Consider the following 13,050-nt stretch of genomic DNA (forward strand, 5'->3'; position numbering starts at 1 on the left):
GCGGGCCGGGTGCGCTACGAGCTGATCATCTTCGACATGGACGGCACGCTGGTCGACAGCTTTCCGTGGTTTCTCTCGGTGCTGAACGGCGTCGCCGACCGCTACGGCTTCCGGCGCACCGGCGCCGACGAGATCGACGCGATGCGCAACGCGACGGCCGGCGAGATCCTCGACCGCCTCGCCGTGCCGCGCTGGAAGCTGCCGCTGATCGTCCGCCACATGCGGGCGCTGAAGACGCGGGACCTCGACGCCATCCCGCTGTTCCCGGGCGTCGACGCGACGCTGGCGGCGCTGAACGCGCGCGGCCACACGCTCGCGGTGGTGTCGTCCGACAGCGAGGCCAATGTGCGCCGCTCGCTCGGGCCGGCCACCGCCGCGCGGGTCGCACACTTCGCCTGCGGCGCGTCGCTGTTCGGCAAGCCGAGGAAGTTCCGCGCCGTGCTGAAGCGCGCCGGCGTCCCGCCCGCGGCGGCGATCGCGATCGGCGACGAGGTGCGCGACATCGAGGCCGCCCGCGCGGTCGGCCTCGCCTGCGCCGCCGTCGCCTGGGGCTATGCCGACGTCGCCGCTCTCCGCGCGCGGGCGCCCGACCTGGTGTTCGAGCGCATGGAGGACATCTTGCAGGCGGTGGCGTGAGATCGCGCCGGCGTCGGGCACGTGCCCGTCCCTCTCCCACGAGCAGAAAGGGGCCCCCCTCACGCCGCGTCGGCCGTCACCTCCCGTACCGCCGTCACCGGGCGCGGCAGGCCGGGGCCGTCGGCCTCCCAGCCGAGCACGCGCAGCAGGCCGGCCGCCGGCGACATGGCGACGCTGATGCGGGTGTAGGGATTGAGGATCGGCGGCAGCACCCAGTCGAAGCTGCGCGACACGTCGCCGTCGAAGGCGGCGATCTGCTCCTGGCGCACCTTGCTCATCGCCGCCGCGTCGTCGAAGGAGCGCGACAGCATCTCGTGGGCCGGCATGCGCGCCTCCCAGGCGGGCCGCGGCGGCCACCAGTCGTTGCCGGCCGTGGTGTCGTCGCCGCGAACGACGGCCCCCTCCTCGGTGCGCTCGATCACGCAGCGCGCGCCCGGCGCCGTGCCGGCCAGCGTGTAGATCACCGGCCGCGACACCGGCGTGTCCGCCAGCAGGTCGCGCGCCGCGACGAAGTCGCCGCAGGTCTCGAAGGCGTGCCGCAGGAGATGGTCGGGCGGCATGTGGCGGACCGGCCAGGCCGCCGCCGCGTTCGCCGTCATGTCCCACAGGCGCAGCCACGGATGCAGGGTGCGGCGGCGCATCGGCGCCTGGTTGATGCAGGCGGCGAAGCGGCCCGGCGCCATCCCGGTCAGCACCCCGGCGAAGCCCGGCCAGGTCACGCTGAAGAACGCGCCCGCCGGCCCGGCGAGCCGCGCCACCGTGACCCGCCGCCCGAGCCCCGGGAACGGCCAGTCGAGCGTGCGGGCGAGCCACGGCGCCCCGCCCTCCTCCCGGGCGATCGCCGTGCAGGCCCACTGGTACGAGCCGTTGAGCACCCACACGCCGGAGATGCCGAGCGTCTCGGCCATGGCGGCGATCTCGTCCACATAGGGCGAGGCGGAACGGCCCAGCCAGCGCCGGGTGAGCCCGTCGCAGGCCGGAATCACGAGCCCGACGCCGCGCGGAAAGAAGGCGACGCAGTCGTCGCGCAGCGCCCGGGCGCGGGCGGGATCGAGCCGCACATGGGCGGGCGGCCCGCCGGCGCGCAGGTCGACCAGCGGGATGCTCGGAGACGGGGGCGGCGTCAGGGCGTCCATCGGGATCTCGCGGCGCGGCGGCGCGCGGCTCGGCGACCGGGCCTCAACCGGCCTTGTCCTTCAGGGCGGCGTCGAGCGCGGTGGCGCGCTGCAGGGCCGGCCGGGCGTTCAGCCGTTCCACATAGGGCAGGAACTCCGGCCGCTGCGGAATCAGGCCGAACATCATGCCCCAGCGCAGCTGCGAGCCGACCACCACGTCGGCCGCCGTGAAGGCGTCGCCGAGCAGATACGGTCCCGGCGTCACCGCCGCGGCGACGACGTCCATCACGGTGTCGAACTCGCCGTAGCCGAGCGTGCCGCGCGGCGGTTCCTTGGCGCGTCCGAAGGCCCGGTCGATGATGGCGGGCTCGATGCAGCTCGGCCCGAAGAACAGCCATTTGAGGTACGGGCCGCGGCGCGGATCGCCGATCGCCGGGGCGAGCCCCGCCTGCGGGAACGCGTCGGCCAGGTAGCAGCAGATCGCCGACACCTCGGTGATCACCACGCCGTCGTGATCGAGCGCCGGCACCTTGCCCATCGGGTTGACGGCCAGGTAGTCGGGGGCGCGGTTCTCGCCCTTGTCCATCGACAGCACGTGCAGCGCGTACGGCGCGCCGATCTCCTCCAGCATCCAGCGGACGATCGACGAGCGGGACGGAGCGATGTGGTAGAGGGTCAGCGCCATGGGGGTCCGTTCGGGATGCGGGGCCGCGACGGCGGCCCGGGAGCGCAACCCTGGACCACGATCGTGGCGGCATCCCGCCCGGCCCGCAAGGCCGGGACCGCCCGCCTCACGGCAGCAGGCGGAACGCCGAGATCGCCACCAGGGTCGGCACCGCCGCCGCCGTGGCGAGCCGCAGCGGGCCGATGCCGCCCTCCGGGAAGCTGCCCTTGAGCAGCGAGTAGCCGGCCGGGTTCGGCGCGTTGGCGATCACGGTGAGGCCGCCGCCCGTGACGGCGCCGGCGACCAGGGCGTATTTCGATTCGGCATCGAGACCGTCGACCAGCGAGCCCAGATAGGTGAGCGCGGCGTTGTCCGTGAAGGCGGTCAGCACGGTCGCCCCGTAGTAGAGCGCCGTCGAATCGAGGGCCGCGAGCACCGGCTCCAGCCACCAGCGCTGCATCCCGCCGAGCACGACGAGACCGGCCAGGAAGAAGCCGACCAGCAGCCCCTCGCGCAGGATCAGCCGGCTCTGATGCCGGCGATACGCCTCGGTGTAGCCGAGGAAGAACAGGAACAGCGCGAGGAAGACGATCGGATGATGCGCCGTGACGATGACGCCGAGCAGGAAGGCCATGTGCACGGCGACGACGGTGCGCGGCACCTCGAGCTTGGCGAGCGCCGTCTCCTCGAACGGCATGCTCCGCAGATCGGCCCGGAACCAGATCGCGGCCCCGACCGCGTTGCAGACGACGGCGATCACCGCCTTCCACCCGAAGGTCTGGAGCATGAAGGGGAGGTCCCAACCCCACCGCTCCGCGACCATCAGCACGGGCGGGGCCGCGAACGGGGTCAGCGTCCCGCCGATCGAGACGTTGACGAAGAGGACGCCGAGCGTGCCGTAGCGGAACGCCTCGCTGGTGTGTGAGCCGAAGTAGCGCTGGCGCAGCAGCATGGCGGAGAGCGTCATGGCGGCCGGCTCGGTGATGAAGGAGCCGAGCAGCGGCCCGAACACCATCACGGCGAGATAGTAGGCGGCGGTGTGAGGCAGCGGCAGCTTGTGGGCGATCCACAGCAGCAGCGCGCCGGAGAGGTCGAGCACCGGGCGGCTCGCCGCGATCACCATGATGACGAAGATGAAGGCCGGCTCGGTGAACACCCGGCTCTCGAGATAGGTCAGCGCCTCGTGCGGCGTCGTCCATACCGCCATGAAGACGAGGAGCACCATGGCCCAGAAGCCGAACACGACCTCGACCTCGCCGAGCAGGTGCCACAGGCCGGCATGCGCCGACTTGCCGTGGGCGAGGCGTTCGAACCGGCTGCTCGAGAAGGTGTGCAGCAGCGCGAGCGCGAACAGGCCGGACGCGACCAGCTCGACCGTGCTGGGGGCGACCCCGTCCATCGCGATGCTCAGCTGTCGGTGCGCAGGCGATGGGCCAGCCGGCCCGACCAGGACAGCGGCTCGTGGGACCGCGCCTCGGCCGGCGCCTCCTGCTGCGGCCGCGCCCCCCCGGCCAGCGCCGCCAGCACCGCGGTGCGGGTGAGCGGCCGCGGCAGCAGCACCGTCGCGCCGGTCACCCGGGCGAGAATGCGGTCCTCGATGCTGCCGCTCTCGATCACGGCGATGCCGAGCGCGGGATCGCGGGAGCGCAGCGACAGGAAGGTGTCGAGCCCGGGCCACGGCGGCAGCACCCGGTCGGTGACGAGCAGGCGGCAGCGGCCGTCGCGCAGCGCCCGGTTCGCCTGATGGCCGTCGCGGGCGACGAAGGTCCGGCAGCCGGCGCCGCCGAACCAGAAGGCGAGGGTGTCGCGCGTTCCCTCGTCGGCACAGAGGATCACGATGTCGCCGTCTCGGCCTGCGGTCTCGTGCGTCATGGTCCGGCCCGCTGATTGATGTTCCGTCGTGCCAGACATGCGGTGCCAGGGTCCTCCCGGCAATTCGTGACGGTGGCCTAGGGTGCTATGCTCAGGGGCACATCCCTAGGTATCCACCCTTAGCGGCGCTTCGCGTGAAACGGCGGTAGGACCGTGATGACGACCGTGCTCGACACACCCGTGCGCCGCCCGACCCCGATGTCGCTCTCCAAGGTGCTCTCGCTGCCGTGGCCCGTCCTGGGGCTGGCGTATCTGGCCGGCTACGTGCTGCTCGACTGGGTGAGCTTCCTGCATCCCTTCGCGCCGTTCGGCATCACCCCGTGGAATCCGCCGACCGGGCTCAGCTTCGTGCTGGTGCTGCTGTTCGGGCAGCGCATGATCCCGCTCCTGTTCGTCGCGCCGATCCTCGCCGACCTGCTGGTGCGGCACCTGCCCCTGCCCTGGACGACCGAGTTCAGGACGGCCGCCGTGATCGGCGGCGGCTACGCGGTCGGCCTGATCGGTCTCCTGCAGCCGAAGCTGCGCTTCAACCCGACCCTCGGCACGATGCGGGACCTCGTGCTGCTGCTGGTCGTCGCCGGCGCCAGCGCCGCCGTCGTCTCGGTCGCCTATGTGGGTCTCACGGTCGACGCCGGGCTGCTGCCGCTCGCCGACCTGCCGGCGGCCGCCGTGCAGTACTGGGTGGGCGACATGATCGGCATCGCCATCGTGGCGCCGTTCGGCCTGATCCTGCTGACCCGCGGCCGCACCGTGCGGCTGTCGGTCGAGACCGCCGTGCAGGTCGCCGCGACGCTCGTCGCCCTCGCCCTGGTCTTCGTGTTCGCCGAGCGGCACCACTCGCAGCTGTTCTACGTCCTGTTCCTGCCGATCATCTGGATGGCGGTGCGCGGCGGGCTCGAGGCCGTCACGGTCGGCGTGCTGCTGACCCAGCTCGGCCTGATCGCCGGCGTCCACCTGCTGCCGGGCGACGAGGTCGACGTCACCGGGCTGCAGGCACTGATGCTGGTGCTGGCGATGACCGGCCTGATCGCCGGCGCGCTGGTGACGCAGAACCGCCGCACAGCCCTGCAGCTCCGCCTGCACCAGGACTCGCTCGCCCGCCTCGCCCGCCTCGGCAGCATGGGCGAGCTCGCCACCGCGATCGCCCACGAGATCAACCAGCCGCTGACCGCCGCCGGCACCTACACGCGCCTCGTCGCCGAGACGCTGCGCGACGACCCGCACCATCTCGCCGTCAGCGAGACGGCCGACAAGGCCGCCGCGCAGGTGCAGCGCGCCGCCGACGTGGTGCGCCGGCTGCGCGCCCTGATCCGGCTCGACCAGTCCGGCCGCGCGCCCGTGCCGGTCGCCCGCATCGTGCGCGAGACGCTCGAGCTGATGCATCCCGAGCTCGACCGCCACGGCATCACGGTGACGGCGCGGCTCGCCGAAGACCTGCCGCCCGTGCTGGTCGACATCCTGCAGATCGAGCAGGTGCTGCTGAACCTGATCCGCAACGCCGTCGAGGCGATCGACGGCACCGGCGCGTCGCACGGCAGCATCGTCGTCTCCGCCGCAGCGGAGGGCGACATGGTGGCGATCGCGGTGGCCGACTCGGGCCCCGGCTTTCCGCCCGACTTCCCGGGGCCGGAGGGCTCCACCTTCGGGTCCAGCAAGGCCGACGGGCTGGGCTTCGGCCTGTCGCTCTGCCGCTCCATCGTCGAGGCCCACCGCGGCCGGCTCACCGTCGACCAGCCGACACGCGGGGCCGTGGTCCGTTTCACGATCCCCGTCGCCAAGGTGTCCGATGACTGAGATTCTCGAGGTCGCTCTCGTCGAGGACGATGCCGCGGTGCTCGATGCCCTCGCCCTCTATCTCGAGCGGCGCGGGCTGGCGATCTCCCGCTTCGAGTCGGCCGACGCGCTGGTGGCGAGCGGCGGCCGCGCTCCGCCCTTCGACTGCATCGTCGCCGACGTGCGGATGCCCGGCATGTCCGGCCTCGACCTCGTGCGCCACTACGCCGACGCGCCGGCGGCGCCGCCCGTGATCCTGATCACCGGTCACGGCGACGTCGACATGGCGGTGGCGGCGATCAAGCTCGGCGCCTTCGACTTCATCGAGAAGCCGTTCGACGAGAACCGCCTGTTCGAGACGATCGGCGCCGCGGTGACGCAGGCCCGCGCCCGCCAGCAGGACGCGGTGCTGCTCGCCGACCTCCAGGCGCGCTTCGAGTCGCTGAGCGAGCGCCAGCACGAGGTGCTCGCACTCGCCACCGCCGGCCTGTCCAACAAGGAGATCGCGGCCCGGCTCGGCATCAGCCCGCGCACCGTCGAGATCCACCGCGCCTGGGTGATGGAACGCATGGGCGCCCGCAATCTCGCCGAGCTGGTGCGGATGGAGATGCGGCTGCGCCCGCCCGGACGGTGACGCGCCCGGCCCACCCTGCGGCGCGACGGAAAAGGCCCGCGCGGGCGGCGCGGGCCTTGCGTCGGTGGTGCGGTGCGGCGCCTCAGTTCAGCCGGTTCGGCCGGTCGTCGCGCTTGGCGTCCGCCGCCGGCGGCGCCGGGGAGGCCGGCGGGGCCGGCTGGGCGGCGGCCGACGGCCCCGTCGCCGGGCCCGTGGCGGTGCCGGCGCCCGTCGCGGCCGCGGCCCGCTCGGCATCGGCCTGCGCCTGGCGGCGGTAGGACTTCCAGCCGAGCGGCAGGCAGCCGAGATAGATCAGCGTGCCGAGGGTGAGGACCTCCCACGGATAGCTGATCAGCAGCGCGAAGAAGAGCACGGCCATCAGGAAGGCCGGCAGCACCATCTCGGGCGCCACCCGGGTGCCGAGCTTCTTGCCCGACCACACCGGCAGCTTGGAGATCATCAGCAGGCCGATGGTCAGGGTGTAGAGCAGCACCAGCGGGATCGGGATGAGCGCCTTGGAGACGCCGAGGAACTGCAGGTAGATCGGCAGCAGCACCACGATGGCGCCGGCCGGCGCCGGGATGCCGGTGAAGAAGTTGCCGGCCCAGGCCGGGCGGTTCGGGTCGTCGATCATGACGTTGAACCGCGCGAGGCGCAGCCCGCCGCAGATCGCGAACACGATGGCGACGATCCAGCCGACGTTCTTGAGGTCGTGCAGGCCCCAGAACCACAGGATCAGCGCCGGCCCGACGCCGAAGTTGACGAAGTCCGCGAGGCTGTCGAGCTCGGCGCCGAAGCGCGAGGTGCCTTTCAGCATGCGGGCGAGACGACCGTCGACGCCGTCGAGGACGGCGGCGAACACGATGGCTCCGAGGGCGAGCTCGAAGCGCCCCTCGGCCGCGAGGCGGATGGCGGTCAGGCCGGCGCAGAGCGACAGCAGCGTGACCACGTTGGGCACGAGGGTGCGGACCGGGATGGGCCGGAAGCCGCGGAAGCGCGGCTCGCGACGGTCTCGGTCGGGATCGAACGGAGGGAACAGGGACATGGCGGTCGAACTATAGATCCGCCCGGGCGGTTCCGCCATGCCGCGCGTCGCGGAACAGGACGGCGCGGTGAATGGTCGCTTCCACCCGCCGCGCCGGCGGCGTCCCCGTCCCAGATCCGCCCCCGCCGCGGCGGCGGCGTCCCGACGCCGTCGCCTCTCTGTCCTCCACCCCGAGCCCTGTCACCCCGCGTTGTCCGGCGAGGCCGGGCCGTGCAGCGCGGCGGCCGGCGCGGCCGCGGCGCTGCGGGCGTGGCGGACGGCCCGCGCCACCGCCGCCCAGTAGCGGGCCCGCTCCGGCTTGCGGAAGTTGCGCCGCTGCATCCGCCGCGCCACCCCGTAGGCGCGTGCCCCGAAGATCTCGATCAGCCGGCGGGCCTGAGCCTCCACCGGGCTGTCGTGGTCGAACTTGAATCGCGTCATCGCCCCGCCTCGCAAGATCGTCCGCCGCTGCGCCGATCGTCGACGCAGCTCCCTGGAGCACGTCCCGCGAACGCGATCCGTTCGCGAACAGGACATGATCCGACGAAGTGCCGGTGCGGCTGCCTCGCAATGGAATACGCAAATACGCTGCGATCGGACAGCAGATGCCTGCCGCCCGGGCGCATGGATGCGCCCGAAATCCGAGCTGATCTTTGGCTGGTCTCGATCACGGGCCGTTCGTGCGGTCCGGCCCCCCGGCGACGTCACGAAACGGCTTCTTGATTATTGTCTGACTGCAGTCGCCCCGATGCCTCACGATTCTGTTCTGAGTCATGGCGGACGGCTTGGCAATACATACCTTGATACCGCATCCGGGGCAGACTCGGGAATCCGGAACCAGTTTAGAGACATTCCAGGATGCGATGCCGAATCGTTCCGCGACGGACTCCGTCCGTTCTCGCCGGGCTATCGCCGGGCCCGCCGCGGGCCGGCCGGCGGGGCGGATCGCCGCCGCCAGCGGCGGCGCGGCGCCCTACCCGACCCGGAAGGTGCGGCCCGGATCGGCCGTCTTGAGGTCGGCGATGACGGTCTCGCCCGCCAGCATGGTCTGGCCTTCGGCGACCAGCGGCCGGGTCCCCTCGGGCAGGTAGACGTCGACCCGCGATCCGAACCGGATCATGCCGACCCGCTCGCCCGCCCCGACGCTGGCGCCCTCGCGCACGAAGGTGACGATGCGGCGGGCGACGAGCCCGGCGATCTGCACCATGCCGATCTTCACGCCGGCCGGCGTGGCGATGACGAAGCCGTTGCGCTCGTTGTTCTCGCTCGCCTTGTCGAGCTCGGCATTGAGGAACAGGCCGGGCGTGTAGGCGATGCGCTCGATGCGGCCGGCGGTCGGGCTGCGGTTCACGTGCACGTTGAACACGTTCATGAAGATCGACACGCGCGGCAGCGGCTGGCTGCCGAGCCCGAGCTCGGCCGGCGGCACCGCCGGGGTGACGCGGGCGACGCGGCCGTCCGCCGGCGACACCAGGATGCCCTCGCGCAGCGGCGTGACCCGCGGCGGGTCGCGGAAGAAGTAGGCGCACCACAGCGTCGCCACCACGCCGAGCCAGCCGAGCGGCGACCACAGCCAGAACAGGACCAGGCTGACCAGCGCGAAGGCGCCGACGAACGGATAGCCCTCGGAATTGATGGGCACGAGCTGGGAGCGGATCGAATCGACGATGGACATGGGTGCTCTCGAAAATGATCGGCGCCCTGCCTCTCCGTCCGTCATTCCGGGACGCGGACCGCAGGTCCGCGGGCCCGGAATCCATACTCACCGACCGGGATTATGGATTCCGGACAGCCGACCGGCGGTCGGCTTCCGGAACGACGCGCCGAGGAGTGGCCGCCGTCCGCTTGAGTCGGGCGTTCGTATCACATCGTCGCGGCGGCCGCGCGGCTGCATCGACGGTCGCGCACAACCATCGTCACGGGATCAGGCCGCCTCCTCGGCCCGGTCGGCCGGGCGCGGCGCGCCGTCGGGGCGGTCGGGCGCGTCGTCGTCGCCGGCGCCGGTGCCGGGCGGGTTGCGGTTGGGCGCCTCCGGCGCCCCCTCCTCGGTCTCGCCGGCCTGGGCGAGCTTCTCGCGCGCCTCCTCGGCCTCGCGCTGGCGGTTCCACATCGAGGCGTAGAGGCCGCCCTCGGCCAGCAGCGCCGCGTGGGTGCCGCGCTCGACGATGCGGCCCTTGTCGAGCACGATGATCTCGTCGGCCGCCACGATGGTCGACAGCCGATGCGCGATCACCAGGGTCGTGCGGTTCCTCGACACCTGCTGGAGCGCGTCCTGGATCTCCTTCTCGGTGTGGCTGTCGAGCGCCGAGGTCGCCTCGTCGAGCAGCAGGATCGGCGGGCCCTTGAGGATCGTCCGGGCGATGGCGACGCGCTGCTTCTCGCCGCCCGACAGCTTGAGGCCGCGCTCGCCGACCTCGGTGTCGTAGCCCTTGGGCGCCATCCGGATGAAGCCGTCGATGCGGGCGAGGCGGGCCGCCTCCTCCACCTCGGCGTCGGTCGCCTCCCAGCGGCCGTAGCGGATGTTGTAGCGAATGGTGTCGTTGAACAGCACCGTGTCCTGCGGGACCATGCCGATGCTTTCGCGCAGCGACCGCTGGGTCACGGCCCGCAGATCCTGCCCGTCGATGGTGATGCGGCCGCCGGTGACGTCGTAGAATCGGTACAAGAGCCGCGAGACGGTCGACTTGCCGGCCCCCGAGGGGCCGACGATCGCCACCGTCTTGCCGGCCGGCACCTCGAAGGAGAGGCCCTGCAGGATCGGCCGGTCGGGGTCGTAGGCGAAGCGCACGTCCTCGAACCGGATGGTGCCGGCCGCCACCGCGAGCGGCGCCGCCCCCGGGGCGTCGGCGATCTCGGTCTCGCGCTCCAGGATGTGGAACATCGATTCGATGTCGATGATCGCCTGCTTGATCTCGCGGTACACCATGCCCATGAAGTTGAGCGGCTGGTAGAGCTGGATCATCATCGCGTTGATCATGACGAAGTCGCCGATCGTGTGGGTGCCGTTGCGCACCCCGATCACGCACATCGCCATCACCACGGTCAGCCCGATCGAGAAGATCGCCGCCTGCCCGGCATTGAGCACCGCGAGCGACGTGTAGGCCTTGACGCTCGCCTCCTCGTAGCGGGCCATCGAGCGGTCGTAGCGCCTGGCCTCGCGCTCCTCGGCCGAGAAGTACTTCACGGTCTCGTAGTTGAGCAGCGAGTCGATCGCCTTGGTGTTGGCGTCGGTATCGCTGTCGTTCATCTTGCGGCGAATGCCGATCCGCCACTCGGTCGCGACATAGGTGTAGGCCATGTACAGCGCCACCGTGACCACGACGGTGGCGACGTAGCGCCAGTCGAACTGCCAGAACAGCACCGCGACGATCAGGGCGAACTCGACGATCGTCGGGACGAGTTGCAGCAGCACCATCCGGACGATGATCTCGATGCCGTTGCGGCCGCGCTCCAGCACCCGGGTCAGGCCGCCGGTCTTGCGCTCGAGATGGAAGCGCAGCGACAGCTTGTGCATGTGCTCGAAGGTGAGGATCGCCAGCCGCCGCACCGCGTGCATGGCGACCTTGGCGAACAGGCCGTCGCGGGCCTGGGTGAGCAGCGCCATCAGGATGCGGCTGCCGCCATAGGCGATGGTGAGGGCGATCGGCGCCGCCGCCACCCAGGCGAGCGTCGTCGCCGTGCCGGCCGGGGCGCCGGTCTCGGTCAGCGCGTCGGTCGCCCACTTGAACGTGAACGGCATCAGGACGGTGGCGAGCTTGGCGCCGAGCAGCAGCACCAGCGCCCAGACGACGCGCGCCTTCAGGTCGGCCCGGTCGGACGGCCAGATATAGGGCCACAGCGCGACCAGGGTGGCGAGCAGCCGCCCGCCGTCGGCGGGCTGGTCACGGGAGTCGGGCGCGGATCGTCGCATGCGGTCTCGATTCGGGTCGGCGGCGAAGGCCCCTGCGGGATCGCCGGCAGGGGCGACGGCGCGGCCGGGTACGGAGGTCGGCTACGGGTCGGCGGATGGACCGGGAGGCGCGGCGACGCCGCGGCCGGACCGGCAGGACGGCGGGACAGGTCCGCCCTCCCCCATATAGGCCCTCCCGCACCGGTGTGCAGCCGCTCTCCTCGCAGCCATCCGATGCCCACCCGACACGCGCCGGCACGGGGCCGGACAGGGCGCCGGGCTTGACGCGAGCAGCCGCCGAGACCAGATGAAAAGGATGAGCAAAATCCGAAAGATCTGTGTCTACTGCGGCTCGAGCGCGGGGGCCGACCCGGCCTGGCTCGCGGCCGCGCGCCGGCTCGGCCGGCTGATGGCCGAGCACCGCATCGGCCTCGTCTACGGCGGCGGCTCGAACGGCCTGATGGGCGCCGTCGCCACCGCCGTGATCGACCACGGCGGCGAGGTGGTCGGGGTGATCCCCGAGTTCCTGCGCACCAAGGAGAACATGTTCGACCGCGCCACCGAGCTGATCGTCACCCGCGACATGCACGAGCGCAAGCAGATCATGTTCGACCACGCCGATGCCTTCGTGGCGCTGCCGGGCGGCATCGGCACGCTGGAGGAGCTGGTCGAGCAGCTCACCTGGGCGCAGCTCGGCCGCCACAAGAAGCCGATCCTGCTCGCCGACATCGGCGGCTTCTGGCAGCCGCTGATCGCCGTGCTGGAGAAGATGCGGGCCGCCGGCTTCATCCACAACGGCGCGCTGATGAACTACCGGGTCTGCGCCCGCATCGACGACGTCCTGCCCACCCTAGTGGCCGCGGTCGCGCCGGTCAGCGAGTCCGAGAAGGCCGGCGATCCCGCCACCGTCGCCCGGATGTGAGCTGGTCGTCGCGGCGGTTCGGGGCGCCGGCAGCCACCGCACCTGGTCGCCCCCGGGTCCCGGTTCGCGGCGCGTCGCGCCGCGCCCGGCACACGAGACCTCCCCCGAGGCAGCGCAGCGGCGACGATTCGTCAGCGCCGAACCCGCTCCGATCGCGCCGCGGGCCGGGCCGCGTGTGCGAATCGTCCGTCGAATCGCCCGTCCGGTTCCCGTCTCCGTGACACGCCGGCCCGGCGCCGGGGTCTTGGGGCGGGCGCGCTGTCGACGAAGAACACTCGCCTTCACCCAAAGCATCCTCCCGGTTGTATCACCCGGATGCTCCACAAAGACTGTGCGGGCCTAGTAAAGCCGTGGCCGGGGAAGCAATCGCACAGGATTTCCTGCGTCGATCCTACGCATTGCTACCTAAGATACGGGGACCTACGTAAGACACCAAAATTAGCAGAAGGTATTTTTCTGCCCGATCAAAGTTCGTTCTTGTAAGCGCACTAATCCCAGCGTGTGCGTACCTGTCCTGCGTCCCCTGGTCGAGGCCCGCGTGG

The 13,050-nt window shown here is 71.7% G+C and carries 12 protein-coding genes; 4 read left to right on the plus strand and 8 right to left on the minus strand.

The annotated features are described in order from the left end of the window. Positions 1–9 precede the first annotated feature (9 nt). On the plus strand, positions 10–636 hold the full coding sequence (locus J2S22_RS10665; RefSeq protein WP_272778490.1) for an HAD hydrolase-like protein: 627 nt from the start codon (positions 10–12) through the stop codon (positions 634–636). A gap of 59 nt (positions 637–695) precedes the next feature. Here the strand turns inward: J2S22_RS10665 and J2S22_RS10670 are convergent, their stop codons facing one another. The 4 genes from J2S22_RS10670 to J2S22_RS10685 form a co-directional block, all read right to left on the minus strand. Further along, positions 696–1,772 carry an Ntn hydrolase family protein gene (locus tag J2S22_RS10670; RefSeq protein WP_272778491.1) on the minus strand — a complete coding sequence of 359 codons (1,077 nt, stop codon included), beginning with the start codon at positions 1,770–1,772 and terminating at the stop codon, positions 696–698. A gap of 43 nt (positions 1,773–1,815) precedes the next feature. Continuing rightward, positions 1,816–2,436, minus strand: a complete 621-nt coding sequence (locus J2S22_RS10675; protein ID WP_272778492.1) for a glutathione S-transferase family protein — start codon at positions 2,434–2,436, stop codon at positions 1,816–1,818. A gap of 106 nt (positions 2,437–2,542) precedes the next feature. Then, positions 2,543–3,814 (minus strand): putative Na+/H+ antiporter, encoded by a 1,272-nt coding sequence (locus J2S22_RS10680; RefSeq protein ID WP_272778493.1) that lies wholly within the window; start codon positions 3,812–3,814, stop codon positions 2,543–2,545. Between the two features lie 8 nt (positions 3,815–3,822). Beyond that, the gene (locus tag J2S22_RS10685; protein WP_272778494.1) at positions 3,823–4,251 is read right to left on the minus strand and encodes a DNA-binding transcriptional response regulator; all 429 of its coding nucleotides are present in this window, start codon (positions 4,249–4,251) and stop codon (positions 3,823–3,825) included. A gap of 192 nt (positions 4,252–4,443) precedes the next feature. Here J2S22_RS10685 and J2S22_RS10690 point away from each other — a divergent pair, with 192 nt between their 5' ends. Both J2S22_RS10690 and J2S22_RS10695 read left to right on the plus strand, forming a co-directional pair. Next, the gene (locus J2S22_RS10690; RefSeq protein ID WP_272778495.1) at positions 4,444–6,081 is read left to right on the plus strand and encodes an MASE1 domain-containing protein; all 1,638 of its coding nucleotides are present in this window, start codon (positions 4,444–4,446) and stop codon (positions 6,079–6,081) included. Next, positions 6,074–6,694 carry a response regulator transcription factor gene (locus tag J2S22_RS10695; RefSeq protein ID WP_272778496.1) on the plus strand — a complete coding sequence of 207 codons (621 nt, stop codon included), beginning with the start codon at positions 6,074–6,076 and terminating at the stop codon, positions 6,692–6,694. Before J2S22_RS10690 ends, J2S22_RS10695 begins: the two co-directional genes overlap by 8 nt. Before the next feature lie 82 nt (positions 6,695–6,776). On the opposite strand, the gene pssA is transcribed toward J2S22_RS10695, so the two are convergent. The 4 genes from pssA to J2S22_RS10715 all read right to left on the minus strand — a co-directional run bounded on the left by pssA (position 6,777) and on the right by J2S22_RS10715 (position 11,607). Then, positions 6,777–7,718, minus strand: a complete 942-nt coding sequence (gene pssA / locus J2S22_RS10700) for a CDP-diacylglycerol--serine O-phosphatidyltransferase (RefSeq protein ID WP_272778497.1) — start codon at positions 7,716–7,718, stop codon at positions 6,777–6,779. 180 nt (positions 7,719–7,898) lie between these two features. Further along, entirely contained in the window at positions 7,899–8,138 is a 240-nt protein-coding gene (locus tag J2S22_RS10705; RefSeq protein WP_272778498.1) for a hypothetical protein, read from the minus strand. 532 nt (positions 8,139–8,670) lie between these two features. Then, on the minus strand, positions 8,671–9,417 hold the full coding sequence (locus J2S22_RS10710) for a phosphatidylserine decarboxylase (protein WP_272778499.1): 747 nt from the start codon (positions 9,415–9,417) through the stop codon (positions 8,671–8,673). Positions 9,418–9,621: 204 nt separating this feature from the next. After that, positions 9,622–11,607, minus strand: coding sequence for an ABCB family ABC transporter ATP-binding protein/permease (locus tag J2S22_RS10715; protein WP_272778500.1), 1,986 nt, complete (start codon positions 11,605–11,607; stop codon positions 9,622–9,624). 295 nt (positions 11,608–11,902) lie between these two features. Between J2S22_RS10715 and J2S22_RS10720 the strand changes: the two genes are divergently transcribed. Next, positions 11,903–12,508 (plus strand): TIGR00730 family Rossman fold protein, encoded by a 606-nt coding sequence (locus J2S22_RS10720; protein ID WP_496198540.1) that lies wholly within the window; start codon positions 11,903–11,905, stop codon positions 12,506–12,508. Positions 12,509–13,050: the final 542 nt, after the last annotated feature.

It is taken from the genome of Rhodoplanes tepidamans (assembly GCF_030813915.1).
Classification (GTDB): domain Bacteria; phylum Pseudomonadota; class Alphaproteobacteria; order Rhizobiales; family Xanthobacteraceae; genus Rhodoplanes; species Rhodoplanes tepidamans.